General features: G+C 66.0%; 26 protein-coding genes. 9 read left to right on the top strand and 17 right to left on the bottom strand.

The features are described from left to right. The first annotated feature begins 61 nt into the window (after positions 1–61). The 3 genes from M0R89_RS06335 to M0R89_RS06325 all read left to right on the top strand — a co-directional run bounded on the left by M0R89_RS06335 (position 62) and on the right by M0R89_RS06325 (position 2,121). Positions 62–556, top strand: coding sequence for a cupin domain-containing protein (locus M0R89_RS06335; RefSeq protein ID WP_248651715.1), 495 nt, complete (start codon positions 62–64; stop codon positions 554–556). Between the two features lie 176 nt (positions 557–732). After that, a complete protein-coding gene (locus M0R89_RS06330) occupies positions 733–1,530 on the top strand; it encodes a TrmB family transcriptional regulator (protein ID WP_248651714.1) in 798 nt (265 codons plus the stop codon). A gap of 108 nt (positions 1,531–1,638) precedes the next feature. Then, positions 1,639–2,121, top strand: coding sequence for a hypothetical protein (locus M0R89_RS06325; protein WP_248651713.1), 483 nt, complete (start codon positions 1,639–1,641; stop codon positions 2,119–2,121). A gap of 14 nt (positions 2,122–2,135) precedes the next feature. Here M0R89_RS06325 and hemB read toward each other — a convergent pair whose 3' ends face one another. Next, positions 2,136–3,119 (bottom strand): porphobilinogen synthase, encoded by a 984-nt coding sequence (gene hemB / locus M0R89_RS06320; protein WP_248651712.1) that lies wholly within the window; start codon positions 3,117–3,119, stop codon positions 2,136–2,138. A gap of 314 nt (positions 3,120–3,433) precedes the next feature. On the opposite strand from hemB, the gene M0R89_RS06315 reads away from it, so the two are divergent. Continuing rightward, positions 3,434–3,976, top strand: a complete 543-nt coding sequence (locus tag M0R89_RS06315; protein ID WP_248652329.1) for a DedA family protein — start codon at positions 3,434–3,436, stop codon at positions 3,974–3,976. Between the two features lie 373 nt (positions 3,977–4,349). Here the strand turns inward: M0R89_RS06315 and M0R89_RS06310 are convergent, their stop codons facing one another. From M0R89_RS06310 to M0R89_RS06285, 6 genes are all read right to left on the bottom strand, one after another. Beyond that, positions 4,350–5,645: an MFS transporter gene (locus tag M0R89_RS06310; protein WP_248651711.1), complete on the bottom strand. Its 1,296-nt coding sequence runs from the start codon at positions 5,643–5,645 to the stop codon at positions 4,350–4,352. Between the two features lie 386 nt (positions 5,646–6,031). Further along, positions 6,032–8,218: a heterodisulfide reductase-related iron-sulfur binding cluster gene (locus tag M0R89_RS06305; RefSeq protein ID WP_248651710.1), complete on the bottom strand. Its 2,187-nt coding sequence runs from the start codon at positions 8,216–8,218 to the stop codon at positions 6,032–6,034. Positions 8,219–8,305: 87 nt separating this feature from the next. After that, entirely contained in the window at positions 8,306–8,770 is a 465-nt protein-coding gene (locus M0R89_RS06300; RefSeq protein WP_248651709.1) for a hypothetical protein, read from the bottom strand. 150 nt (positions 8,771–8,920) lie between these two features. Then, positions 8,921–9,628 carry an energy-coupling factor transporter transmembrane component T family protein gene (locus M0R89_RS06295; RefSeq protein WP_248651708.1) on the bottom strand — a complete coding sequence of 236 codons (708 nt, stop codon included), beginning with the start codon at positions 9,626–9,628 and terminating at the stop codon, positions 8,921–8,923. Beyond that, positions 9,625–10,443 carry an energy-coupling factor ABC transporter ATP-binding protein gene (locus M0R89_RS06290; protein WP_368408857.1) on the bottom strand — a complete coding sequence of 273 codons (819 nt, stop codon included), beginning with the start codon at positions 10,441–10,443 and terminating at the stop codon, positions 9,625–9,627. The genes M0R89_RS06295 and M0R89_RS06290 overlap by 4 nt, the downstream gene beginning before the upstream one ends. 28 nt (positions 10,444–10,471) lie before the next feature. Beyond that, entirely contained in the window at positions 10,472–11,056 is a 585-nt protein-coding gene (locus tag M0R89_RS06285; protein WP_248651707.1) for a biotin transporter BioY, read from the bottom strand. Between the two features lie 115 nt (positions 11,057–11,171). Between M0R89_RS06285 and M0R89_RS06280 the strand changes: the two genes are divergently transcribed. Both M0R89_RS06280 and M0R89_RS06275 read left to right on the top strand, forming a co-directional pair. Further along, positions 11,172–11,774, top strand: a complete 603-nt coding sequence (locus M0R89_RS06280) for a conditioned medium-induced protein 4 (protein WP_248651706.1) — start codon at positions 11,172–11,174, stop codon at positions 11,772–11,774. Positions 11,775–12,143: 369 nt separating this feature from the next. Continuing rightward, the gene (locus tag M0R89_RS06275) at positions 12,144–12,812 is read left to right on the top strand and encodes a CRISPR-associated protein Cas4 (RefSeq protein WP_248651705.1); all 669 of its coding nucleotides are present in this window, start codon (positions 12,144–12,146) and stop codon (positions 12,810–12,812) included. Here the strand turns inward: M0R89_RS06275 and M0R89_RS06270 are convergent. The 3 genes from M0R89_RS06270 to M0R89_RS06260 form a co-directional block, all read right to left on the bottom strand. After that, positions 12,807–13,403, bottom strand: coding sequence for an L-threonylcarbamoyladenylate synthase (locus tag M0R89_RS06270; RefSeq protein ID WP_248651704.1), 597 nt, complete (start codon positions 13,401–13,403; stop codon positions 12,807–12,809). The genes M0R89_RS06275 and M0R89_RS06270 overlap by 6 nt on opposite strands. 124 nt (positions 13,404–13,527) lie before the next feature. Then, the gene (locus tag M0R89_RS06265) at positions 13,528–14,091 is read right to left on the bottom strand and encodes a redoxin domain-containing protein (protein ID WP_368408856.1); all 564 of its coding nucleotides are present in this window, start codon (positions 14,089–14,091) and stop codon (positions 13,528–13,530) included. Next, positions 14,091–14,411, bottom strand: a complete 321-nt coding sequence (locus M0R89_RS06260) for a glutathione S-transferase N-terminal domain-containing protein (protein WP_248651703.1) — start codon at positions 14,409–14,411, stop codon at positions 14,091–14,093. The genes M0R89_RS06265 and M0R89_RS06260 overlap by 1 nt, the downstream gene beginning before the upstream one ends. A gap of 161 nt (positions 14,412–14,572) precedes the next feature. On the opposite strand from M0R89_RS06260, the gene M0R89_RS06255 reads away from it, so the two are divergent. After that, the gene (locus M0R89_RS06255; RefSeq protein WP_248651702.1) at positions 14,573–15,931 is read left to right on the top strand and encodes a hemolysin family protein; all 1,359 of its coding nucleotides are present in this window, start codon (positions 14,573–14,575) and stop codon (positions 15,929–15,931) included. A 36-nt stretch (positions 15,932–15,967) separates the two neighbouring features. Here M0R89_RS06255 and M0R89_RS06250 read toward each other — a convergent pair whose 3' ends face one another. The 3 genes from M0R89_RS06250 to M0R89_RS06240 all read right to left on the bottom strand — a co-directional run bounded on the left by M0R89_RS06250 (position 15,968) and on the right by M0R89_RS06240 (position 18,304). After that, the gene (locus M0R89_RS06250; protein WP_248651701.1) at positions 15,968–17,158 is read right to left on the bottom strand and encodes an inorganic phosphate transporter; all 1,191 of its coding nucleotides are present in this window, start codon (positions 17,156–17,158) and stop codon (positions 15,968–15,970) included. A gap of 135 nt (positions 17,159–17,293) precedes the next feature. Beyond that, positions 17,294–17,980, bottom strand: a complete 687-nt coding sequence (locus M0R89_RS06245) for a DUF5828 family protein (RefSeq protein ID WP_248651700.1) — start codon at positions 17,978–17,980, stop codon at positions 17,294–17,296. Positions 17,981–18,061: 81 nt separating this feature from the next. Then, the gene (locus tag M0R89_RS06240) at positions 18,062–18,304 is read right to left on the bottom strand and encodes a DUF8007 family protein (protein ID WP_248651699.1); all 243 of its coding nucleotides are present in this window, start codon (positions 18,302–18,304) and stop codon (positions 18,062–18,064) included. Between the two features lie 106 nt (positions 18,305–18,410). On the opposite strand from M0R89_RS06240, the gene M0R89_RS06235 reads away from it, so the two are divergent. Both M0R89_RS06235 and M0R89_RS06230 read left to right on the top strand, forming a co-directional pair. After that, positions 18,411–18,785, top strand: coding sequence for a cupin domain-containing protein (locus M0R89_RS06235; RefSeq protein WP_248651698.1), 375 nt, complete (start codon positions 18,411–18,413; stop codon positions 18,783–18,785). After that, positions 18,782–19,444 carry a DUF8052 family protein gene (locus tag M0R89_RS06230; protein ID WP_248651697.1) on the top strand — a complete coding sequence of 221 codons (663 nt, stop codon included), beginning with the start codon at positions 18,782–18,784 and terminating at the stop codon, positions 19,442–19,444. The genes M0R89_RS06235 and M0R89_RS06230 overlap by 4 nt, the downstream gene beginning before the upstream one ends. 76 nt (positions 19,445–19,520) lie before the next feature. Here the strand turns inward: M0R89_RS06230 and M0R89_RS06225 are convergent, their stop codons facing one another. From M0R89_RS06225 to M0R89_RS06210, 4 genes are all read right to left on the bottom strand, one after another. Then, a complete protein-coding gene (locus M0R89_RS06225; RefSeq protein ID WP_248651696.1) occupies positions 19,521–21,344 on the bottom strand; it encodes a carbon starvation CstA family protein in 1,824 nt (607 codons plus the stop codon). A 178-nt stretch (positions 21,345–21,522) separates the two neighbouring features. After that, the gene (locus M0R89_RS06220; RefSeq protein WP_248651695.1) at positions 21,523–22,491 is read right to left on the bottom strand and encodes an ArsA family ATPase; all 969 of its coding nucleotides are present in this window, start codon (positions 22,489–22,491) and stop codon (positions 21,523–21,525) included. A 23-nt stretch (positions 22,492–22,514) separates the two neighbouring features. Beyond that, positions 22,515–22,811, bottom strand: a complete 297-nt coding sequence (locus M0R89_RS06215) for a DUF7990 family protein (protein WP_248651694.1) — start codon at positions 22,809–22,811, stop codon at positions 22,515–22,517. A 134-nt stretch (positions 22,812–22,945) separates the two neighbouring features. After that, on the bottom strand, positions 22,946–23,353 hold the full coding sequence (locus M0R89_RS06210; RefSeq protein ID WP_248651693.1) for an SRPBCC family protein: 408 nt from the start codon (positions 23,351–23,353) through the stop codon (positions 22,946–22,948). Between the last annotated feature and the right edge of the window lie 29 nt (positions 23,354–23,382).

Genomic DNA, 23,382 nt, shown 5'->3' with positions numbered 1-23,382 from the left:
TGTCACCTCGTCGACGAGACCGAGGCGCGGCCTTTTCGGAGTCGGCGTCGTATCTCGACGCATGACCGACACCGAGTTCCGAAAAGTCGCGGTCGAGGACCTCCCAGACGCTCCTAATCCGACTCGGCACAAGAAGGAAGTCGACGAGGCCGTCGGCGCTACCGAGTTCGGTTTCAACGTCTACGTCGCCGACCCCGGCCAGCAGTTACCGTGGGGCGAACACCGTCATCCGAACCACGAGGAACTGCTGTACGTCGTCGAGGGGACGATTCGCGTCGAGACGCCCGACGGCGACTACGACGTGGGGACGGGCGAGGCGTTCTTCGTGCCGCCCGAGGCCAGACAGCGCACAGTTGCGACTGGCGAAGGGACCGCACGGGTAATCGCGGTCGGCGCACCGAAGGCCGACGACGGCGCGGTCATCGAGGAGCGATGTCCGGAGTGCGGCGACGAGACCGACCGCGACTACGAACAACGGGACGGCGGTGACACGTACGTCCTCTACTGCGCGGACTGCGGGGCCGAGGTCAGACGAATGGTCGCAGGCCCGGAGTAACAGTAGTTCGAAGCACGGCTTCTTCGTTCAGTTCCGCTCCGAAAACGGGACGATAGAGTCGGTACCGCGTGGTGTGTATCGTTCAGCGTGAGATACCCGTTACGGCACAGAGCCCCCGAAACCACCGGAAGTGGACTGCCACTTTCCTTTTCCGGGACTGCCGCCTATGTGGTAGAATGGCGGGGAAGTCGACCGAACAGCTCGAATACGAGTGTGCCAATTTGCTCAAAGAGTTCGGCTTCAGTGAGTACGAGGCCTACACGTTCGTCTATCTCCTTCGACTCGGGACCGGCACCGCAAAGGACGTCGCAGAGGTCGGCGACGTGCCCCGCACCCGCGTCTACGACGCGGTCGACGCCCTCCACGAGGCCGGACTGGTCGATATCCAACACACGTCGCCCAAGAAATTCACGCCGGTGTCACGAGAGAGCGCCCTCCGAAAGCTCGACCTCCAACGCGAGAACACCATCACGGAGTTGAGCGAGTTGTTAGAGGACCTCGAACCCGCTACCCAGCAGCCCGAGGAGTTCGGGGTGTGGACGGTCACGAATCACGAGGCGGTCACCAGTCGACTCCTCGAATTCATCGACGACGCCGAAGACGAACTCATCTACATGACCGTCGACGAACTCCTCACCGACGACCACCTCGACCACCTGAAGGCGGCCGAGGAGCGCGGCGTCGACATCTATGTCGCGGGCCTTTCCGACCCCGTTCGGGCCCAGATTCAGGAGCAAGTTCCCTCGGCTGAACTCTTCGAGACGCTGTGGGCGTGGTCCGAGGAAGGTGCCGGAAGCCTGCTCGTCACCGACAAGCGAACCGCTCTCGTGAGTGTTCTCGTCGACGAAGACGCGCCGGACGGCATCCACGAGACCGGCATCTGGGGGACGGGTGAGAACAACAGTCTCGTCGTGGTGCTGCGGGCCATCTTCACTTGGCGACTCGACGCCCTCACCTCCGAATCCAGTGAATAGCCCCTTGAGATGCGCAGTTTGCGGTGTAGTTATTCCGGGAACCTCCGTCATCATTCCTCTCACCGAGAAATTCACAAAACACTTGTTGCATTTCTGCAACTCCTGCGTATGGATCGCCGTGCCCTCCTTACGTCGCTCAGCACAGTCGGTGTGACAGGTCTTACTGGATGTTCCGATATCCTGAACGACGATATCCCCGCCGGGAGTCTCCAGTTCGAGAACCGGGACGACCTGCCGCACGTAATCGGGGTTTCGGTCGTAGACGTCGGTGCCGAACCACGGTCAGAGCCGGATAGATACGGCGTCGCTGGTGACGTATCAGCCCCACCTCAGCAACGAGAACTGACGGCCTCGTCGTCAGTCGCACCCGGGGAAACTCAGACGTTTAAGAACATCTTCACCGAACCGGTGTACTACTTGGTCGAATTCACGGTTGACGGTACGGTTCCCGAGACCGGTGGGCGAATCCCCTTCAATCCGTCACCCTCCGGCAGAGAGTACGACAACGTCCTCATGGGAGTCGTATATGCGTCCGGTGAGTTTTCGTATGGTATTAGCTCGACGGGCAACGCTGGTCGATTCGACCGATAGGGAACTGAGCCCTCTCAGAGGCTCTCGGCCACGTCCTCGGCGAAGTACGTCAGAATCAGGTCCGCCCCGGCGCGCTTCATCGACACGAGCGACTCCATCGCCACCTCCTCCAGACTCAGCCACCCCTTCTCGCTGGCGGCGTGGAGCATCGCGTACTCGCCCGAGACGTTGTACGCCGCGACGGGGTGGTCGAACTCCTCGCGGAGGTCACGCACGATGTCGAGGTAGGGCAGCGCGGGCTTGACCATCAGCACGTCCGCGCCCTGTTCCACGTCGAGGCGGACCTCGCGCAGGGCCTCCCGTCGGTTGGCGGGGTCCATCTGGTAGTGTCGCCGGTCGCCGAACGCTGGCGCGCCGTCGGCGGCGTCTCGGAAGGGACCGTAGAACGCCGACTCGTACTTAGCGGCGTAACTCATAATCGGCACGTCCGAAAAGCCCTCGTCGTCGAGCGACTCCCGGATGGCTCCGACCATCCCGTCCATCATTCCGGAGGGCGCGACCATGTCGGCCCCGGCCTCGGCGTGAGAGGTGGCTATCTTCCCGAGCAGGTCGAGCGTCTCGTCGTTCCGCACGGTCAGGCGCTCGTCGCCCTCGGCCGCGCCGTCTTCCAGTACTCCGCAGTGGCCGTGACTCGTGTACTCACAGAGACACACGTCGGTAATCACGTAGGCGTCGGTCTCCGCTGTCACGCGCCGGGTCGCCTCCTGCACCACGCCGTCTTCGGCCCACGCGCGGGTGCCCCGTTCGTCCTTCGACTCGGGAATCCCGAACAGCATCACGGCCTCGACGCCGGTTTCGAGTACTTCCTCAACGCGCGTGACGGCGTCTTCGACCGGGACGCGCTCGTGGCCCGGCATCGTCTCGATGGGTACTCGCTCGTCGGTCGTCGCGTCCACGAAGACGGGCGCGATGAGGTCGCTCGCGTCCACGTCGGTCTCGCTGACCATCCCGCGGATTCCGTCCCGCCGGAGGCGACGGGGCCGGTCTGTGAGGTCCATGTCGCTACTTGCTGCGCGGGTCCCAAAACCGCGTCGCTCGCGGCGACCCGCGCTCGCCGGGTCGGACCGTTCGGCCCTCCGGCGCGACTTCGACCCGGTCGGGGTCACAACGCATTTAGTACCGCCTGTCGATACGACAGTCACGAATGCTGTCCCCGCTCGCTCTCGTCGCCGCCGACGCGCCAGTAGCGCTCGGCGTCGCGGTCGTCTTCGCTGGCGTGTTGCTGTCGAACGCGACCGAACCCGGCACGGTTCGGAAGTTCTTCGCCGACAACGGCCTGTTGTTGCTGACGGTCGGCATCGTCCTCGCGGCGGTGGTCGGCGTCGGCCTGTTCTTCATCGGGAACCAAGAACTCGCGGAGGCGTGGCTCAACCAGTACGGCCTGCTCGCGCTGTTCTTCATCATGATTCTGGAGGGCGCGATGCTGCTGTACTTCGCGCCGAGTGAGACCGTCGTGCCGGTAGCGGTCGCCGCGTTGGCCGACTCTCCGAGCGATTACGCGACCATCGCGGTCATCGTGGCGGTTTCGGTCGTCGGCGCTACTATCGGGCAGTACGCCCTGTTCCTGCTGGCGAAGCGCGGCGGCAGGGAGTACCTGCTCGAAAAGCGGTGGTTCCGCATCGACGAGAGCCAACTCGACCGCTTCGACGGGTGGTTCGACCGTTGGGGACCCGTCGCCGTCCCCGTGAGCAACGCGCTGCTGTTCACCCGCGGCATGCTGACGGTCCCCGCCGGGTTCGCCGAGATGGACGACCGCAAGTTCGTCGTGCTGTCGGCCCTCGGCACGCTCGTCTTCGAGACGGCGCTCGCGCTGGTCGGTCCCCGCATCTTCCGGGCCGCGTTAGAACTCCTATAGCGGTTCGTTGCCGCCGTACTCGCATCGACAGGTAGGGTTCCACTCCGGGTCCGCTCGAACCGGTTCCGTCCTCGCGGGCACCGACAAACTCGACTCGCTACTCGCTCGCGTTTTGCTAGAAAACGATAGGCGTCAGACCTAACAAGCCCCAGTTCGTAGGTCGGGTTGCGCTCGCGTGCCGACTTCATCGCGTGCCATGCCATGAACTCCACGCGAGCGCACCTCTGCCGCGATGGGTGCGGCAGGCGTCGTTTTTCGTACCGGCAGTCGGTAAGCGGAGTCCCCTGTTCGACGCTGAGTCCGAACTGCGTCGCTCGGTTTCGGCGTCGAAGTGCAAACACCCCAGAGAAGGGCCGAGACCGGAGTCGCCCCGCTACTCCGCCGGCCGGTCGGTCTCCACCTCCACGTCGAAGTCGTCCGGTTCGGCCGCGGTGACGGCGGGAAGCCGTCGGAGTCGCGGGCGCAGCAGGACGTAGACGGCCGTGAAGCCGAACCCGCTGGCGGCCAACGCCATCGTCGTCGTCGTTCCCAGCCATTCGGCGACGACACCGCCGACGAGCGACCCCAGCGGGAGCGTCATCCCCGAGATGGTGCCCTTCGTCGCGGAGACCCGGCCGAGCAGGTCGGCCGGGAACACGCGCTGGTTCAGGGTCGCCGTGAGCACGTCCGAGGCACCGGCGGGAACCCACGCGAGACCGAACAGCGCGACCGTGAGCGCCGGCGACGGCGCGACCACCGCGGCGACCCAACAACTCGCGCCGATTCCCTGCGAGACGAGTACCATCCCGTAGGGAACGCCCTCGACGTACGGGCCGACGAGCGAACCGACGAGTCGGCCGACGCCGAGGGCTCCGAGCAGCAGGCCGTAGACTGCGGGTCCGCCGAGGCCGTCACCGAACGCCGGCAGAATCGCCAGCGTGACCCCGGTCGCGAAGTTCGCGACCGCAGTCGTCATCATCAGTTCGACGAAGGTGGTCCCGCGGAGGATGTCGACACCCGTCCGCAGGTCCGAAACGTACGACCGGAGTACGGATTCGCCGTGCGGTTCGGACTCGTCAGTCTCTCCGGTCTCCGCTGGATTCACGGCAGTCCCCACCGTGACGCCGGCGAACAACAGCGTCGCGACCCCGAAGGTGAGCGAGTCGGCGAGGAACAGCGTCGTCGCCCCGAAGACGGCGATGAAGCCACCTCCGACCGCGTCGAACACCATGTCCAGTCCGAGCGTTACGGTTGCCAGCGCGGAGTTCGCGCCGGAGAGCCGCTCTTCGTCGACGATTCGAGGCAGGAGTGCGCTCTCCATCGGTGACATCACCAGCGTCGCGAGCATCAGAACCGTCGCGGCGGCGAACAGCACGCCGATGCTTAGATGCCCGGTTACCGCCGCGAGCGGCAGGACGAGCACGACCACGCCCTGGACGACTTGTGACCCGACGAGGACGGTCCTGAGCGGGAGGCGGTCGACGAGCGGCCCGGCGAACACCTGTAGCAGCCACGGGAGCAGCAGTATCGCGTTCAGAGCGCCGGTGACGAGAGTCGAGCCGCTCAGTTCGAAGGCGAGCCAGAGAACGGCGACCGTGTAGAGGCTGTCCCCGGCGTTCGTGACGAACTGGCCGGCGAAGAAGCGCCGGAAGTCCCGGTTCCGCCACAGCGAGCGCTCGGCGACGGTCATCGAGGACCGCCTCCGCGGGGCCTCGGCGCGGTTCCGAGCGGTTCGGGCGAGCAGTTCGATTCCTGTTCGGACGTCAGTCTGCGGTCGTACGAGCCCCGGCGGTAGACCGGTGGCTCAGCGTGTGTCGGCATGTGCGTGTGTGTTCGAGGGGAGAGTGCAGCTACCGACGAGGTAGCGAAACGAACCCGAGTGCTGCAGCTATCGGGCCCGTCGCGCGGCGGGGGGCGAGAGGGGGTCGAACACCGGACGCACCGCAGACCGGCGGGTCATAGGACGAGTCGTCCGAAACGGGCACGCGGTCTGTAAAAAATGTAATGGTTCCCTGCGGACGGGACGGCTTCGCCTCGGTTCGAGACGAAGTGAGAATCCGAAGACGTACCGAGCGCTCAGTCCGCGGCGACTTCCACGCGCTCTTTCTGACCGATGGCCTCCACGAGCAGTTCCGACACGTCCACGATTTCGATGTCGTCCTCGTAGCCGCCGGTCTTGCGGCCGTCCTCGTACATCGTCATGCACATCGGGCAGGCGACGACGAACTTCTCGACGCGCTGGCCGGCGTCGGTGTCGTTCAGCGCCTCGCGCAGACGTTCCTCGCTCGGCTTGGGGTCCTCGTCGAAGTCCATCCAGAGGCCGCCGCCGCCCCCGCCACAACAGAAGGAGTTGTCGCGGTTACGGGGCATCTCGTCGAGTTCGCATCCGGTCGCTTTCACGATTTCGCGGGGGGCCTCGTACTCGTCGTTGTACCGCCCGAGGTGACAGGGGTCGTGGTAGGTGACGGTGTAGTCGAGTTCGGTGCCCGAGAGACCGAGTTCGGTGAACAGGTCCTCGACCACCTGCGTGTAGTGGAACACGTCGTCTTCGGTCCACTCGCAGGCGTCGAACTCCGGATACTCGTTCTTGAACGTGTTGTAACTGTGGGGGTCCGTGCAGACGATTTTGTCGTAGTCGCAGTTCTGAATCGCCTCGGCGTTGTCCTCGACCAGCATCTCGTAGAGGCCCTCCTCGCCGACCCGGCGCACGTCGTTGCCGTCGGCCTGCTCGTCGTCGTAGAGGATGCCGTACTCGACGCCGGACTCTTCGAGGATGGTGGCCAGCGACCGGGCGACCTTCCGGTTGCGCTCGTCGAAACTCGGGTAGTCACCGACGTACCAGAGGTACTCGACCGACTGTTCGCGGGCGTCGGGAATCTCGAAGTCCAACTCGTCGGCCCAGTCGGGGCGCTTGCGCTGGGGTTCGCCGAACGTGTTGCCGTTCTGGAACACGTTCATCATCGTGTCCTGCACGTTCGGGTCCATCTGGCCCGACTCGGTCAGGCGGCGGTTCATCTGGGTGAACTGCTCGACGTGTTCGATTTCGACCGGACAGGCGTCCATGCAGGCCATGCAGGACATGCAGGCCTCCATCGTCTCGCTCGCGACGACCGAGTCTGCGGTCGCGGCACCGCCGTCGGTCACCGCCTCGGTCGCGCCCTCCGGCGAGTAGGTCTCCTCGACGGTGGTGTCGGTGATGATGGGGATGTCCTCGACCCGGTCGGCGTCGCGGTCCTCGCGGTACCGCTTCAGGTCGAGAATCACGTCGCGGGGGTCGAGCGGTCGGCCCGACGCCTTCGCGGGGCAGACCGACGAACACCGGCCGCACTTGGTGCAGGCGTCGTGGTCGAGCAGTTCCTTCCACGAGAAGTCCTCGATGGACCCGTGCCCGATTTCCTCCGGACTCGCGTCGTCGGGCACGCCCGGCAGGCGCTTGCCCGCCTTCTCGTCGCGGGTGACGACGTTCGCGAAACTGGAAATCATGTGGAACGGCTTGGCGTACGGAACCGACGCGACGAACGCCAACGCGAGCAGGGCGTGGGACCACCAGATTACGGGGTAGGCCGCCGTCGCCGTCTCCGGCGTGACGCCCGCGACCTGCAACACGTCGTAGACGAACCAGCCGACGAAGCTGACCGTCTCGAAGGAGACGTCGCGGGTCGCGCTCGTCCCGAGGATGCGGACGCCCTCCGTGACGTAGCCGCCGACGCCCAACAGGAACAGCGTCCAGACGAACAGGTCGTCCTCGGCGGAGGTGTGGCGGCCCCACAGCCGATGGTTCTGGACCCAGTAGCGCCGGTAGATGGCCATGCCGACCCCGACCACGAACAGCAGGCCCATCGCGTCCATCACCAGCGAGTACGAGAGGTAGAACGCGTCGACGAAGAACGACTCCTGTCCGAGCGCCTTCGTCCAGATGTCCATGTCTATCATCAGAATCGTCGTCCCGATGAGCAGGGTCAGGAAGCCCCAGAAGATGAACGCGTGCATCAACCCCGCGTAGAGGTCGCGGTCGAACTGCTTCTGGTTCGAGAAGACGATTTTGGTCGCCGAGGCGATGCGGCCCGTCAGGTCGTCGAGGCGGTCGAACCACGACTCGGTTCCCCGCGCGTAGGTCGCGAACCGCTCGTAGACCCCGAACGCGAAGATGGCTATCGCCACCGCCGCGAGGTAGTAGAAGACGGCCTCGCCCAGATGACCGATCTTCCAGAAGGTCGGGCGGGTGGCCTCGCTCCCCGCCTGCGCCAGTACAAATCTTGCCATGTTGTACACGGGGGAGACGATTCGCTTAAGTTTTACCGACTCAGGCCACTTCCTCTACCGAAAACGGATTCGGAGTTTATCGTTTTCTCACAGCCGGACTACTTCGGCGACGACCGCGCCGACCCAAATTCCGAGCGCGAACGAGAACCCGGCCTTCCCGCCGAGATACGTCCGAACGAACGCCGCGAGTTCCGGCGTCCGGCGCGCGAACTCGGCGAAAATCGGGTCGGCGAACGACAGCGCGACGACGCCCGCGACGACCGCGCTCGTCCCTTTGCCGACGCCCAAGGTCGAACTCAGTTCGACGTTCCGGTTCGAGTTCCGCGCCCCCAGATAGCCGAAGAGGTCGGCGACGACGACGCCGACGAAGACGCCCACGCTCCAGTCGAGGACGACGGCGTACCGGCCGACGATTGACTCGATTACCGGCAGTTCGAGCGCGGCCCGGACTACCTCGTACTGTCGCAGTTGCGTGCCGATTCCGGCCCACCACGCGAGGGCCGCGCCGACTATTCCGGCGAGTGCCAGTTTGGTCCCCCGTAGCAACCCCATGAAGGATGGTAGCACACAACACGAAATAACTCGTACTGATGGTCTCGCTCGCCCCGAATTTAGTTAATTTTCCAAACTGTTCACATCGTTCGGTTCGGCTTCGAAACTACGACCCGACAGCGGGAGTGTTCGTTCTCTGTCGGCGACGATTCAGACCGCTGCCCACGCCAGCAACGCGACGCTCGCGGCCACCACCGGCAGGTCGGCCCGCGAGAAGGAGAGCGGCGGCAGCGTCGGGTTCCACGCGAAACACCGGGCGCGGAGCGCGAGCGCGAACCGGTCGGCCCGCGAGAGCGCCCGCGCCAGCCCCGAGACGCCGACGAGGCGCATCCGGGCGACTAACCCCCGCTGGTCGCCCAACCGCGCGGCCGAGGCGTCCCGAATCCGGCGGAGGTCGGCCTGCAGGACCGGCAGAAACCGGAAGACGAAGCCCACGCCCGTGCCGAGCAGTCGCCCGACCCGTCCGGGGACGAGGCGCTGAATCGCGGCGCGCGAGTCCCTGACCGGCGTCGTCCGGAGGTAGGCCGCGCTCACCAGCAGGACGAGGACGACGCGATAGCTGGCGAGCAGGGTATCGAACCCGGCCGACCAGCGAACCCACGGCGGGCCGAGCGTCGCCGCCGAGAAGAGGGGACTCGCGAGCAGGAACGGGAAGACGAATCGGTACTCGGCGAGCGCCTCGCGGGCCGATAGCCCTGACGCGCCGAGGACGCCGCCGACCACCGCGGTCAGCGCGAGCAGTCCCCGAGGAGTCGTGTGCGCGAACGCCGCGAGCGCGAACGCGACCTGAAAGCCGAGTTTGCTCCGGGGGTCGAGTCGGTGGGCCAGCGAGTCGCCCGGCCGGTAACTGAGCGTCACGGTCGCTCGGTCGCCTCCGGGTCGGCCGTTTCCGAGTCGGCCGCCTCGGAGTCGGCCACTTCCCCGTCGGTCGCCGCTCCGCCGAGTTCTCTCCCGCCGGTCGCCGTTCGCGGCGGCACGCGAATCCCGAGTTCGGGGAGCCGCTCGCGGGCGTCCGCGGGCGAGGCGTCCGCGGCCACTTTCCCGTCCGCGAGCGCGACGATTCGGTCCGCGAGGTCGAAGGCGTCCCGGAGGTCGTGGGTCACGAGGACGACGCCCGTGCCCGATTCCTTGAGGCTCCGCAACTGCTCGACCACCGACTCGCGCGCTGGCGCGTCGAGACCGGTGAACGGTTCGTCCAGCACGAGGTGGTCCGGGTCCATCGCCACGGCCCCCGCGATTGCGACCCGCTCGCGCTCGCCGCCCGAGAGTTCGTCGATGCGCTCGTCGCGGCGGCCCGCCATGTTCACCGCTGCGAGCGCATCTCCGACCCGGCGGTCGATTTCGTCGTGCGAGAGGCCCAGATTCTCGGGGCCGAACGCCACGTCCGCGCCGACCGTCGCCGCGACGAACCCGTCGCGGGGCTGTTGGAACACCATGCCGACCCGGGTCCGGGCCGCCACGAGGTCCTCGGAGACCGGAGTGCCGTCCACCAGCACCTCGCCCTCGTCGGGGTCGAGCAGGCCGTTGAAGTGCCGGACGAGCGTCGACTTGCCCGACCCGTTCGCCCCCGCCAGCAGGACGAACTCGCCGTCGGCGACGGAGAGCGAGACGCCGTCTACCGCCGGAGGTCCGTCGTCGCCGTACCGGTGGACCACGTTTCGTGTCTCTATCATCTGGTGAGTTGGCAGTGTCCGCGTCTCGCTACTCGGCGACTATCTGGTCGCTCCGGACGACGCCGACCGCCGCCGCGATTTTGAACGCTTCGGCGGGGATGAACGCGGCCGCTCCTGCGAGGAACGCCGCTCGGAGCGTCATGTCGAGGACGAACGCCATGACGACCACGCCGACGGCGTAGATTATCGCGGTTCCGACGACCATCGCGCCGACGAGTCGCGGGACCGATCGCGGAACCGACTCGCGCAGTCGGAGACCGCCGTGGGCTATCGCGCCGACGACGAACGCCGCGACGGGGTACGACCAGAGGTACCCGCTGGTCGGTTGTATCCACAGCACCGCCAACCCGGCAGACCCGCCCGCGAACACCGGCGCACCGACCGCCCCGGCGGCGAGGTACAGCGCCATCGAGACGCCGCCCCAGAGCGGGCCGAGCAGGAGTCCGGCGAGGAAGACGCCGAGGACTTGGAGGCTCACCGGCGCCGGCGAGAGGGGGTTCGGGAACGAGACGTAGGCGAACGCCCCCGTTAGCGCGGCCAACAGGGCCGCGCGAGCGACGTTCTCGGCGGTTTCTTCGCCGACTAACTCGACCGAGGCCGTGTCCGTACTCATACTCGCCAGTGGCCCGTCAACCGAAAAGAGGTCTTCGGTTGACGGCGCTCGCTCGACCGCGCCATCGCCGACAGATTTTTATATAGCCGACACGAGGGACCCACATCATAAGAGAATGGACGAGAAGACAGCGGAACTCCGGGACATCTTCATGGATGTCACCGACGAATCCACCGTCACCGAACGCCAAGAGGAGACCCACGGGTCGCTGAGTTCGGAGACGGCCATCGACGACCGCCTCGCGGACGTAGTCGGGCGCATGCGCGACCGCTACGACTTCGGGACGACGCTCTCCGACGAGGACCTCGTGACCGTGATTCGGCGCTTCTACGCGGGCGACTCCGACGCCGAAATCGCTCGCGAACTCGGCGACGCCTCGCTCGGGGAGACGGTCGCTCGCGCCCGCATCGACCTCCACCTCGTCCGGGACGCCGACGAGGACGCCCCGTTCGACTTGGACGACCTCCGGGAGTTGCTCGACGCCGACGCGTCCACCGGCGAGTGCGCCGACGAACTCGACGTGAGCGAATCGACCGTCCGACGCTACCGCCGCGTCGTCGAGACCCAGCAGGAACGGCGCACCGTCAACGACCGATTCCGGAACGAGTTCGAGAACGTCCTGCAGGACCGCGAACTCTCCGACCGCATGACCGAAGGCGTCGAGGAGGACGGTCTGGACGACGCGACCGAGGGGATGGAGACGAACGTTTCCTTCTGAAACTTTTGCTGCGGTCGAAACCGCGGCGAAGCCGCGATTTCTCCCTGGCAAAACTTTCATGAAAAACACGGCGGTCGTCCCGCCGCTCACTTCGTTCGCTCTCGTCCTCCCTTGGTCCGCTCGCTCGTCACTCCGTTCCTCGCTCGCGGTGAACCGCGCTCGCTGCACTCGCGCGGACGCTGATTCCGTATCGGTTGCTCAGTCGAGCGTTCCCTGTCGGTAGTCTGACTGGGCGTCTACTGTCGGCGGTTCGGCCGAGCGTTCGCTCAGTCGCTCGCTGGCCGTCCATCGCCAAAGAAACATTTCCATTTCTTTACCGTGACTAGAGTTGGCTAATCCTTATCCCTGAAGACGCGACGAACAACTCGCGTGTCGAAGGTTCCGTTCAGTGAACTCGAAACCGCGGCGTACTGCCCGCGGAAGTTGTACTATCGGCGGCGCGAGGACGACTTCGAGGTTCCCGACGATGTGGCCGAGCGGCGGGAACTCGCTTACCGGTACGGCGACCTGTTGGCGGCCGACCGCGACGCCCTCGCGGACCTGCCGCTGTCGGTCGCGCCCGACGAGTTCCGGTCGAATCTGGAGTACGCTCGCCGGCGATTCGACGCCGAGTGGTCCGAGATTCGGGACCCGAGCGACCGAGAGCGCGTGGCCGAGGGGAAGGACTGCCGGGGCGTCGTCCACAAGGTCCTCTCGCTCGACGCGCCCACGCCCGCGATGGTCTTCACCGGCGACCCGCCCGAACAGGGCGTCTGGGAACCCCAGTCGGTCCGGACCGTCGCCGCCGCGAAGGCGCTCTCGTGGGAGGCCGAGCGGTCGGTCGAGCGCGCGTTCGTGGAGTACCCGACCCACGGGGTGATTCGGGAGGTGCGTCTCGGCACCCGGCGGAAAGCCGCGTATCGGACGGCGGTAGAGGCCGCCCGGTCGCTCGACGGCCCGCCGCCGCGCCTGACGAACGACGCGAAGTGCCAAGCCTGCGACTATCGGACCGAGTGCGGCGTCAAAACGCGTTCGCTGAAGTCGTTACTGGGACTATGAGCCGTCTGCGTTCGCGTCGAGCCACGCCGCCACGTCGTCGGCGTTCGGCCCCTCGCGCACGATGTCGCCGGTCTCGACGTTCACGACGGTGCTTCCGGTCCCGCCGGTCTCGCCCCCGTCGAGGACCGCCGCGGCGGCGTCCCGAATCTCGTCGTCGATGTCGGCGACTCGGGTCGCGCTCGGTCGCCCGCTCACGTTCGCGCTCGTGGCCGTGACGGGCGCGACTTCGTTCAGGAGGTCGAGCGCGACCTCGTGGTCGGGCACGCGCACCCCCACGCGCTCGCGGCCGCCGGTCAGAACGTCCGGGACCGACTCGCGCTTCTCGCAGAGGACCGTCACCGGGCCGGGCAGGAACTCGCGCATGAACCGCTCCTCGCGGTCGGTCGGGCGGACGTACTCCAGCGCGGACGTCGCGTCGGGAACGGCGAGCGAAATCGGTTTCTCGTGCGACCGGTCTTTCGCCGCGAAGACGCGCTCGACCGCCGTTTCGTCCAGCGCGTCCGCGCCGAGACCGTACACCGTCTCGGTCGGGTAGACGACGAGTTCGCCCGCGCGAATCGCGTCTGCCGCCTCCTCGATTGCCTCGCTCATGCGTCTGTCTCGGGAGGCCGTGGAAAAAAGCGTAGCGTCTGTCACCGCTCGGGGGCGGCGTTCGCGCCGACCGCCCGACTTTCGGCGTCGGCGGGACCAGTAAACCCGAAATCGGCGTCGCTGCCTACAGTTCGCCGATGGCGTCTTCGACCTCGTCGTAGTCCGGGAAGTCTGGCCACTCCTCGGCGACCCACGCGTACTCGACGGTCCGGTCCTCGTCCAGCAGGAAGACCGCGGGCCTGGGTTCGCTCACGCCCGCCATCCCGTCGAGGTCGTTGACGATGCCGTACTCCTCGGCGACGCCGTTCTGCGGGTCCGAGAAGAGTCGGTAGTCTATCCCGCGTTCCTCGACGAGTTGCTTGTGGGCGTAGGGGTCCGAGATGGAGAGGCCGACGATGGTCAACTCTCGGCCGTCGTCGTTCGCGCTTTCACCGCTCGCTTCGTCCGAGGTGCGCTGTGCCTCGCTACCCCAGTTCCGGTCCCGAATCTCGTTCCACATGTACGTCGCGGGGAACGCGCCGTCCATCGTGAAGAACACCAGCAGGACCGGCCCCTCGTCGGTCAAGTCCGAGAGCGCGGCGTCCTCCCAGTACTCGTCGTTGACGAGCGGTCGGGTGAAGTCCGGCGCGGTGTCGCCCTCCGCGACGTGGTCGGTGTCGGGGAGCGAGACGACTTCGAAGTCCGGCATCAGGCGTCACCTCCGTCGGCGTCTGCGCGCGCCTCGCCGCCGTCCGCTCGGGCCTCGTCCCCGTAGGTGTTTTCGAGGTACTCCACGATGTTGGCGCTCTCGCTCATCGTGACGCCCGTGTTCTCGTCCACGATGGCCGGGACGGTCCGCTTGCCCGAGATGCGCTTGACGACGTTGCGGTCGCTGTGCATCGGTTCCACGAAGCGCGATTGGTAGTCGAGGTCGTACTCGTGTAGTTTCCGGACCACGCGCTCGCAGAACGGGCAGGCCTGCAAGCGGTACAGCGTAATCGCCGAACCACCGGTCGCTGACTGACTCATGTCCGTTCGTAGGGCCGAATCGGTGGTAAGGTCTTCGCTCGCGGCAGTCCCGCGTCGTCTCCGGGGAAAAGAATAAAGAGTTAATCGTTCCGACTCTGAAGATGAGTTGTTAAATGGTGTCACTTCCGATACTCACGGCCGCGTCTGTCGGTGTCGTTCCCATGGCAGAGGTGTTCGGTGTCACCCTCTCGGACTGGCAGGTCACCGGAGCCGGAGCCGTGGCCATCGCCGTCCTCATCGCGCTTTCCGGTTTCTTCTCCTCCTCGGAAATCGCGATGTTCTCGCTGGCCAAGCACCGCGTCGACGCGCTCATGGAGGACGGCGTTCCCGGAGCGGACGCGGTCGCAGAACTCAAGTCCGACCCTCACCGCCTGCTGGTGACGATTCTCGTCGGCAACAACCTCGTCAACATCGCGATGTCGTCGATTGCGACGGCGCTCGTCGGCATCCACGTCGAGAGCGCGGGGATGGCAGTCCTCATCTCCACTTTCGGAATTACCTCTCTCGTTCTGCTGTTCGGCGAGTCTGCGCCGAAGTCCTACGCGGTCGAGAACACCGAGTCGTGGGCGCTCCGCATCGCCCGCCCGCTGAAACTCTCGGAGTACGTCCTCCTCCCGCTGGTCGTCACCTTCGACTACCTCACCCGCCTCGTCAACAAGGTCACGGGCGGCCGCTCGGCCATCGAGACCTCCTACGTGACCCGCGACGAGATTCAGGACATGATAGAGACCGGCGAGCGCGAGGGCGTCATCGAGGAAGACGAGCGCGAGATGCTCCAGCGCATCTTCCGGTTCAACAACACCATCGCCAAGGAAGTGATGACACCGCGCCTCGACATGACCGCCGTCCCGAAGACCGCGAGCGTCGAGGAGGCCATCGAGACGCTGGTCCAGAGCGGCCACGAGCGAGTTCCCGTCTACGAGGGGAGCCTCGACAACGTCATCGGCGTCATCCACATCCGGGATTTGGTCCGGGAGCAGACCTACGGCGAACACGAGGAACTCGAACTCGAAGACGTGATTCAGCCGACCCTCCACGTCCCCGAGAGCAAGAACGTGGACGAACTCCTGACCGAGATGCGCGAGAACCGCATGCAGATGGTCATCGTCATCGACGAGTTCGGGACCACCGAGGGACTCGTCACCATGGAGGACATGGTCGAGGAAATCGTCGGCGACATCCTCGAAGGCGAGGAGGAGGAACCCATCGAGTTCGTGGACGACGAGACCATCATCGTGCAGGGCGAACTCAACATCGACGAGGTCAACGAGGCGCTGGAGATAGACCTCCCAGAGGGCGAGGAGTTCGAGACCATCGCCGGGTTCATCTTCAACCGCGCGGGCCGACTGGTCGAGGAGGGCGAGGACATCACCTACGACGGCGTGCGCCTCCACGTCGAACAGGTCGAGAACACCCGCATCATGAAGGCGCGCGTGACGAAACTCGACGTCTCCGAGCGCGCCGAGACCGAACCGGAAGAGGAGACCGAGTTCGAGGACGGCGTCGAAACCGAGGGTTGACGTCGTTCGATTCTCTTCTCCGCGGCGCCCGTTCGACTACCCGAGCATCTCGATGAGTGCGAACGCGCCGTAGCCGACGCCCGTCGCAAGCACGAGCGACGCCAGCCACGCCAGCACCGTGTAACCCATCTTCTCTCGACTCACGCCGCTTCCTCCCGCGGCGTAACCGCTTCCGACGATGGCGCTGACGATGATTTCGTTGAACGAGACCGGGATGCCGAAGAAGACCGCGATTTGGGCGATGGCGAACGAGGGGATGAGCGCCGCGATGGAGCGCCGGGGCCCGAGCGCCGAGTAGTCCTGCGCGAGCGCCTTTATCATGCGCGGCGCGCCGGTCCACGACCCCGCGAGCAGACCGATGCCGCCGCCGACCAGCACCGGCAGGAGCGGAATGTCGAAGGGGTCGAGCAGCGGCACCAGCGGGCCGATGGCGAGACCGACCTGCGACCCGCCGGCGGAGAAGGCGACGAGGCTCCCGAGCGCCAGCAGGAAGTGGCGCTGTCCGGCCTCCAGATTCCGATGCACGTCCCACGCGAGCAGTCCGGCGAGGACTCCCGCCACGGCGAGCGAGACGACGATTCGTCCGGTCTCGTCCCCCACGATGGGGGGAAGCGACAGCGCCTCGCCCGCGGTCTCGGCCACCGATTGGCTCACGTCGGGCGGGCCGAGAATGACGAACTTGACGTTGGCGATGATGAGACCGACCAGCGCGGCGAGCAGCGGGATGACGACCGCCTCGGAGGTGCGCTCCGAGCGCAGTAGCTTCGCGGTGGCGTACGCGATGGAGCTACCGACGAACGGGGTGAGAATCCAGAGCGCCGAAATCTGGCGGTACTTCGCCCACGCCGGGTCGCCGCCCATCGCGAGTCCGACGCCGACGATGGCCCCGGTCACGGTGAAGGCGGTGGCGATGGGGTAGCCCGTGAACACGCCGATGGCGACCAGCACGGCCGCGACGAGCAGACCGGTCGTCGCCGCGATGGCCGTCAACTGGACGCCCCCGATGAGTTCCGTGCCGACCGCTTCCGAGACGTTCGCGCCCTGCATCACGGCGCCGAGGAACCCGAGCAGACCCACGAAGAACCCGGCCCGCATCACGGAGATGGCGTTCGCACCCACTGCGGGGGCGAAGGGAGTCGAGCCAGACGACCCCGCGCCGATGGCCCACGCCATGAACAGACTGGCGATAGCTGCGATTACCAACGTCACGACGCCGGTTCCGACCATACGCGGAACTATCGCCCACGACAAAATAGTGTACCGGCTTTCGGTTTCGAGCCGTCCGGTACCGGCGTCGCCCGGTTTCCGGCCGCTCGCGCTCGGTTCGACTTCGAGTCCGACTCGGGACGCGCGGTCCTGCGGTCAGGTCGTTTTCGAGTGGGGTTCCTCGGGTTCCTCGGGGGCTTCGACGCCCTCGGCGGCCTCCGCGGTGTCGGTGCGCTTCTCGGTGGCGACGTGCCAGCGGTTGACCTCGTCCTCGTAGTCGGCCAGTCGGTCGCTGACCTCCTCCTTGAGACCGTCGTCGTTGATGTTGACCTCGAAGACGAACGTCTCCTCGCCGTCGCCGCGGCCGACCTGCTGGACGTTGGCGCTGATGAGGTCGTTGTCGAAGTAGTAGGGTGCGAGCCGAGTCATCACCTTCTGGTAGACGGTGTCCTCGACCTTCCGGAGCGCCTTCCGACTCGCGGAGTCGGCGGCGCGTGCGACGTAGCTGACCGAGTCCTGCCACTTGCTCACGGCCTCGTCGGTGTCCTCGTCTTCTAACTTCTCGTAGGATTCGCTTATCTTCTCGCCCGCGGTCTTGAGGTCGTCGTCGGGCGTCTTGCCCTTCTTCTCGCCCTCGCCCTCGCCGACCGACGCCTGCTCGGCGGTCTTCTCGGAGACGTCCTCGCCGAGGCGCTCGTGGTGTTTGGGTCGCCACTCTTCCCATTCGTCGTAGGCGTCGCCGGAGACGCCCGCTTCGCGGAGGGCTTCGGTGATTCGCTCGCCGTGTTCGACGATGTCGCCCCACGTCCCGCGGAGCTTGAAGCCCGAAACGCTCTCTTCCATTGATAGACTCCCTAGGGTGGCTCTGTTATACGCTTGTCGGGCGACGCTGACGTGCGTCTGACGCTGACACTCCCCGCATCGTCAGCGGCCGTACGTCAGTCGAGTCGCCGCCTCGTCCAGTCTGCGCTTGAGTCGTCCGAGCCAGACCACGTGGCGATTGGCGGTCTGCATCTCGGACTCGGCGACTTCGATGCGCTCGCCGTCGAATGGGTCGCGGCCCGGTCGGTCGCCCGACTCGCCGTCCTCGGACATCGAGACGACGGTGGTCATCGAACACCGGCCGCACGCTTCGGTTCGCTTGTCCTCCATGCTGGTCTCTCGCACGGCGGTTGGGCGTCCGGATTATTAAGGATTCGGCGGTCGGGACCCCGTGAACTGCGACGCTCGCCCGTCCGAGAGTATTATAACCCGCTGTGGTCTGTGGTCCCACATGGGATACCACGTCATCGACCCAGAGACGGTCGAACCGACGCCGGACCGGCCGTGCGTCCAGCGCGCGGTCGGCGACGCCGCCGGACTGGAGAACGTCGCGCTCAACTTCTACGAGGTCGAACCCGGCGAGCAGATTCCGCTGGCGTACCACTACCACGACGACCAAGAGGAGGTCTTCTACGTCGAGGCCGGGGACCTCCGCGTCGAGACGCCCGAGGGCCAGCGGGTCGTCCCCGAGGGGTCGATTCTCGTCGTGGAACCCGACAGCCCCCAGCGCGCGTTCGTCCCCGAGGACGCCGACGAATCGGTCCGGACGCTCGTCCTCGGCGCACCGCCGACCGACGACGTCCACGCCTACGAACCGGACGAATGACCGACACCACGACGGAGTCGTCTCCATCGGACGACTCGGACGACGAAGTGACCGTCGCTGGCGAGACGGTCCCCGAGGAGGCGATTCCAGACGACGTGCCCGAGTGGGACGACGAGTACGTCGATAGGGTCAGCGACCGCCTGATGTTCAACTACGACCTCGAAAAGGACCGAGCAGTCCGGGACCGCGAGTTCACGCTCTACGGGGAGTTGAAAATCGAGTCCCAGAAGGAGTTTTTCCACCCCGCGCTCAACTACGCCAATCACGAACAGCGCGAACACCTCTTCGTCCGGCGGGCCGACGCGGTGTCGGTGCCGGACCTCGAAGCCCTCGTGGACCTCGGTCACGACCTCGCCGACGAGTGGATAGACGCCGACGAGGAACACTTCGGGACCCAGTTCACCTTCGTCGTCGTCGCGCCCGAGGTGCCCGACGACGTGCGCGAGTTCGTCTCGGGATTCAAGGACCGCACGCTCCTGAAGTGGGGCTACTACGGCGACTACGAGGTCACGCTCGCGGTCGTCGCGCCAGAGCGCGAAGCGGCGGTCGGCGGCGAGAGCGCCGACGTGACCGCGGCGTTCCGGACGTGGGACTCCGTGCCCGACCCCGAGCGACCTCCGGGACTGCTCGGCCGCCTCGCTCGTCTCTTGGGTCGGTAGATTTCCCAGTCCGGTCGCTCGCGGAGTTCTCGGAGCGCGAAAGAAAAGTTCGCCCGCGGTCCGGTCTCCGGACCGGTCAGTCGTCGCTCGGTTTCCCGCCGTCCGTGGCGGCCACACCCGCGCCGCTGCGGGCCTCCTTGATATTGCCGTAGCCGATTCTGATGAGCGACACCGCGAGGTAGATGAGTACCAGCGCGAGTACCATCTGCGTGATAGCCGACAGCGTCTGAACCATCGTCATGTCGTTCACGCTTCCTTGGATGAACTTGACGTAGAGGTTGTCGTGGAACGCGAGCCAACCCAGTCCGAGGACGGTGATGGTGCCCATCACCGCCATCGGCACGCCTGTCGAGACGAGTTGCTTCGAGTCGTCCCAGTTAGCCAGCCAGACCGTCGCGGTCAGGAGCGCGAGCGCCGCGAGCAACTGGTTCGCGCCGCCGAACAACTGCCAGAGGGTGAGCCACGACCCGCTGGTGATGAGGATGTACGCCGGGACGCCCTGTATCGCGGCGTTGGCGTAGCGGTTCTTGGCGACTTCGCCCACGCCGGACGCGTCGGTGCCGACGATTTCCTCGACCATGTACCGTCCGAGGCGGACCGCGGTGTCGGTGGAGGTCAGCAGGAAGCTAACCAGCACCAGCGCCATGAACGGACCGCCGAACGAGGTCGGGATGCCGAACGACGTGAGGATGATGCCGCCGCCGCTGGCGAACGTCGGGAGCGCGAGACCGATGCCGCCGCCCACGTCGGGGGCGACGAGCGCGACCGTCGCGAGCGCGACCGTCGCCAGCAGGCCCTCGCCGAGCATGCCGCCGTAGCCGATGGTCCGGGCGTCGGTCTCCTTGTTCAACTGCTTGGCGGTCGTCCCCGACGAGACCAGCGAGTGGAACCCGCTGATGGTCCCGCACGCGATGGTGATGAACAGCAGCGGGAACAACGGCGTCCCGCTCGCGCCCATGAAGCCCTTGTACGCGGCGAGTTGGATTTCGAGGGGCTGGGACGCCGTGCCGAAGATGGTGCCCACGATGATGGCCAGCAGCGCGCCGCCGACTCCGCTGTAGAGCAGGAACGACGAGAGGTAGTCCCGCGGTTGGAGCAGCATCCACACCGGGAGCGCGCTCGCCAGACCGCCGTAGAGGATGATGATGGGCACCCACGCCGCGGTGTTGACCCCGAGGCTCGACGCGCCGGGAATCCATCCGCCGCCGCCCGAGAAGAGGACGATGGTCCCCGCCGGGTACGAGGCGTCGGCGGCGGCCGGGAACAGCGCGAGCGGGTACTCGATGCCCGCGAAGACGCCGCCGAACACGCCGGTGACGAACACGACCGTTCCGAGCAGGAACGGGAGGTTGAGTTGATAGAGGTAGACGCCGAACACGAACGCGAGCGCGATGTACACGAGGCTCGCGGTCGCCGCCTGCGGGAAGGCGTTGAACACGATGGCGACCACCAGCGCGAACACCGCCACGACGAGGATGATGGTCAGGAACGCGAACCACAGCAGCATGTTCTTGCCCCGCTCGCCGACGTACTCGCCGATGATGTAGCCGATGGACTTGCCCTCGTGTCGCAGACTGCTCGACAGCGACACGAAGTCGTGGACCGACCCCATCAGGGGGTTGCCGATGGCGATCCACAGCAGCGCGGGCACCCAACCCCACACCACTCCCGCCGTGATGGGGCCGACGATGGGCGCACCGCCAGCGATACTCGAATAGTGATGCCCCAGTAAGACCGGTTTCTTCGCCGGGACGTACTCCTGCCCGTCTTCGTACTTGTGTGCCGGCGTCGTTCGGTCTTCGTCGAGTTCGACGAAGTTCGCGAGATACCGGGAGTATCCCAGATACCCCGCGCTGAACAGTACGAGCACCGAAACTACCAACCAAATTACCTGTACCATGGTGTGTCGCCTCGTCCCAAGGGAACGGAGAACAGCGACTTAAAGATTGTTCAAATTTTTTCCTAGAGTTACCGACCGCAACGGACGCGATGGCGCTTCTCCGGGGCCGAGGCGAGCGTCGCGCCGAGAACTAGTAATAAATGCGAGCATTCATCTCGCTTGAATACTTTCCGGCCCCTCAGACGCTCACCTCGGGCGCGACTTCGATGTCGAGTTCGTCCGCCACGTCTGCCAGTAGGTCGCCTTTCACCTCCTCGACGCGCTGACCGATGCGGGCGACGACCGGTTGTGCGAACTCGGTCTCGATGCGCTCGATGCGCTCGCGCTCGGTCCGGTATCGCTCGCGGAGGTACGTCGCGCCGGTCCCCTCCTCGCCCTCGTCGGGTTCGGGTGCGATTTTGTTGATTACGAGACCCTCGACGCCGAGGTCGTACTCCGATAGGTCTTCGACGGCCCGGCGGGTCTCGTGGATGGAGAGTTCGTCGGGGTTCAACACGAGGAAGAAGGCGGCGTCCTCGCGCAGCGTCCGTCCGGCGAACTCGAACATCTCCTTGCGCTCGGTCAGGCGAGCGATGATGGGGTCGGTCGCCGTCTTTCGCCGGGCCTCCCGGTCGCCGATGGCGGCCTTCTCGTAGAGGTCGATGCTCTTCTCGCGCTTGCTCACGAGGCGGTCTATCCACCCTTCGAGGAAGTCGGGGAGCGCGAGCAGGCGGAGCGTTCCGCCGGTCGGCGAAGTGTCGAAGACCACCCGGTCGTACGCCTCGGAGTCGCGCATCACGTCGATGAACCGGTCGAACAGCGCGGCCTCGTACGCGCCGGGGGTCCGGTGGGCCAACTCGATTTGGCGGTCGATTTCGTTGACGATGGAGGGACTCACTTGGTCGCTCATCGTCCGCTTTATCTCTCGCATGTGGCGCTGGACCTCCTCGTCCGGGTCGAGTTCCATCGCCCAGAGGTCGTCGTACCCCTCGACGGGTTTCGGTTCGTCGCCGAACTGCTGGTCGAACACGTCGGAGGTGCTGTGCGCGGGGTCGGTCGAGACCACCAGCGTCTTCAGGCCCTCGCGGACGCACTTGAGGCCGTACGCGCACGAAACCGTGGTCTTGCCGACGCCGCCCTTGCCGCCGAAGAAGACGAACTTGTTCATGATTGAGAGAGTCGTGTAATCGTTCAGAAGTGGTACTGCTGGCCCTTGCGCTCGATGAGCGATTCGCGGTCCCACATCCGTCGCTCCCACTGCTGGAACTCCTCGCCGAGATACGGCAACAGTTCCGCGGTGTAGTACGAGACCGGACTCGGGATGCCGAACGCGTCGGCGAAGCACGCGAACATGAAGGTGTCTTCGGTGTCTTCGGCCTCCTTCTCGATGAGTTCGAAGGCCGGATGCTCTATCATCCCGTGATAGAGACCGTGAAGCCACTCCTCGATTCGTTCGCGGTACACCTCTATCCGGTCGGCAAGTGTCATCGTTTATCACGCAGTCGCTCCGCCGATAAAAGGTTGCCGACGAACGCACTCCGAACGACCATTCTCCGTCAGATACTGGCCTCAGGAAAAATTCTGAACCGCCCGCTTCGCCCTCCGGCGACCCTCTCGGAGAGTCACACGTCCGCGGCCAGTCGGTCGAGCGCCCGCCGGAGTTCGCCCTTCCGCTTCCACGCCGCCACGCGGTCCGAAACGCTCGCCAGCGGTAGCCCGAGTCCGACCGACGACCGCATCGTGACTCTGCTCCCCTCGTTCTCGTTCGCGACCGAAATCTCGGTCTCCATCGACTCGAAGGGTCCGGCCTCGCCGCGCTGGCGGTAGGCGAGACCGTCCGGGCGCTCCTCGAAGTCGAGTCGGAGCGACAGACCGCTCGCGCCGGCGGTCACGGTCCACCCGTCGTCGGTCTGCTCGACGTTCCGTACCTCGAAACTCCCCTCGTACTCGACCACGGCCTCGGGCGTGAGCGCGCGCTCGACCGCCGCGGGCGGCGCGGGCACGAACGCCGAGACTTCGACTTCGCGCATCGTCGGCCCTACGCAGGTCGGAAAGAAAG

Source organism: Halorussus limi, from assembly GCF_023238205.1.
GTDB classification, from domain to species: Archaea; Halobacteriota; Halobacteria; order Halobacteriales; family Haladaptataceae; genus Halorussus; species Halorussus limi.
The sequence above is the reverse complement of the archived record's forward strand: the minus strand, read 5'-3'. Positions and strand labels throughout refer to the sequence as shown.

What these genes read in the sequence shown, in the direction of transcription:
- hemB (WP_248651712.1), bottom strand. Translation starts at nt 3,119, where the DNA reads ATGGACCTCACAGACCGGCCCCGTCGCCTCCGGCGGGACGGAATCCGC.
- M0R89_RS06210 (WP_248651693.1), bottom strand. Translation starts at nt 23,353, where the DNA reads ATGCGCGAAGTCGAAGTCTCGGCGTTCGTGCCCGCGCCGCCCGCGGCG.
- M0R89_RS06260 (WP_248651703.1), bottom strand. Translation starts at nt 14,411, where the DNA reads ATGAGTCAGTCAGCGACCGGTGGTTCGGCGATTACGCTGTACCGCTTG.
- M0R89_RS06215 (WP_248651694.1), bottom strand. Translation starts at nt 22,811, where the DNA reads ATGACACTTGCCGACCGGATAGAGGTGTACCGCGAACGAATCGAGGAG.
- M0R89_RS06250 (WP_248651701.1), bottom strand. Translation starts at nt 17,158, where the DNA reads ATGGTCGGAACCGGCGTCGTGACGTTGGTAATCGCAGCTATCGCCAGT.
- M0R89_RS06290 (WP_368408857.1), bottom strand. Translation starts at nt 10,443, where the DNA reads ATGATAGAGACACGAAACGTGGTCCACCGGTACGGCGACGACGGACCT.
- M0R89_RS06255 (WP_248651702.1), top strand. Translation starts at nt 14,573, where the DNA reads ATGGCAGAGGTGTTCGGTGTCACCCTCTCGGACTGGCAGGTCACCGGA.
- M0R89_RS06305 (WP_248651710.1), bottom strand. Translation starts at nt 8,218, where the DNA reads ATGGCAAGATTTGTACTGGCGCAGGCGGGGAGCGAGGCCACCCGCCCG.
- M0R89_RS06270 (WP_248651704.1), bottom strand. Translation starts at nt 13,403, where the DNA reads ATGAGCGAGGCAATCGAGGAGGCGGCAGACGCGATTCGCGCGGGCGAA.
- M0R89_RS06280 (WP_248651706.1), top strand. Translation starts at nt 11,172, where the DNA reads ATGGACGAGAAGACAGCGGAACTCCGGGACATCTTCATGGATGTCACC.
- M0R89_RS06245 (WP_248651700.1), bottom strand. Translation starts at nt 17,980, where the DNA reads ATGGAAGAGAGCGTTTCGGGCTTCAAGCTCCGCGGGACGTGGGGCGAC.
- M0R89_RS06230 (WP_248651697.1), top strand. Translation starts at nt 18,782, where the DNA reads ATGACCGACACCACGACGGAGTCGTCTCCATCGGACGACTCGGACGAC.
- M0R89_RS06325 (WP_248651713.1), top strand. Translation starts at nt 1,639, where the DNA reads ATGGATCGCCGTGCCCTCCTTACGTCGCTCAGCACAGTCGGTGTGACA.
- M0R89_RS06300 (WP_248651709.1), bottom strand. Translation starts at nt 8,770, where the DNA reads ATGGGGTTGCTACGGGGGACCAAACTGGCACTCGCCGGAATAGTCGGC.
- M0R89_RS06220 (WP_248651695.1), bottom strand. Translation starts at nt 22,491, where the DNA reads ATGAACAAGTTCGTCTTCTTCGGCGGCAAGGGCGGCGTCGGCAAGACC.
- M0R89_RS06310 (WP_248651711.1), bottom strand. Translation starts at nt 5,645, where the DNA reads ATGACCGTCGCCGAGCGCTCGCTGTGGCGGAACCGGGACTTCCGGCGC.
- M0R89_RS06225 (WP_248651696.1), bottom strand. Translation starts at nt 21,344, where the DNA reads ATGGTACAGGTAATTTGGTTGGTAGTTTCGGTGCTCGTACTGTTCAGC.
- M0R89_RS06265 (WP_368408856.1), bottom strand. Translation starts at nt 14,091, where the DNA reads ATGCCGGACTTCGAAGTCGTCTCGCTCCCCGACACCGACCACGTCGCG.
- M0R89_RS06335 (WP_248651715.1), top strand. Translation starts at nt 62, where the DNA reads ATGACCGACACCGAGTTCCGAAAAGTCGCGGTCGAGGACCTCCCAGAC.
- M0R89_RS06330 (WP_248651714.1), top strand. Translation starts at nt 733, where the DNA reads ATGGCGGGGAAGTCGACCGAACAGCTCGAATACGAGTGTGCCAATTTG.
- M0R89_RS06235 (WP_248651698.1), top strand. Translation starts at nt 18,411, where the DNA reads ATGGGATACCACGTCATCGACCCAGAGACGGTCGAACCGACGCCGGAC.
- M0R89_RS06285 (WP_248651707.1), bottom strand. Translation starts at nt 11,056, where the DNA reads ATGAGTACGGACACGGCCTCGGTCGAGTTAGTCGGCGAAGAAACCGCC.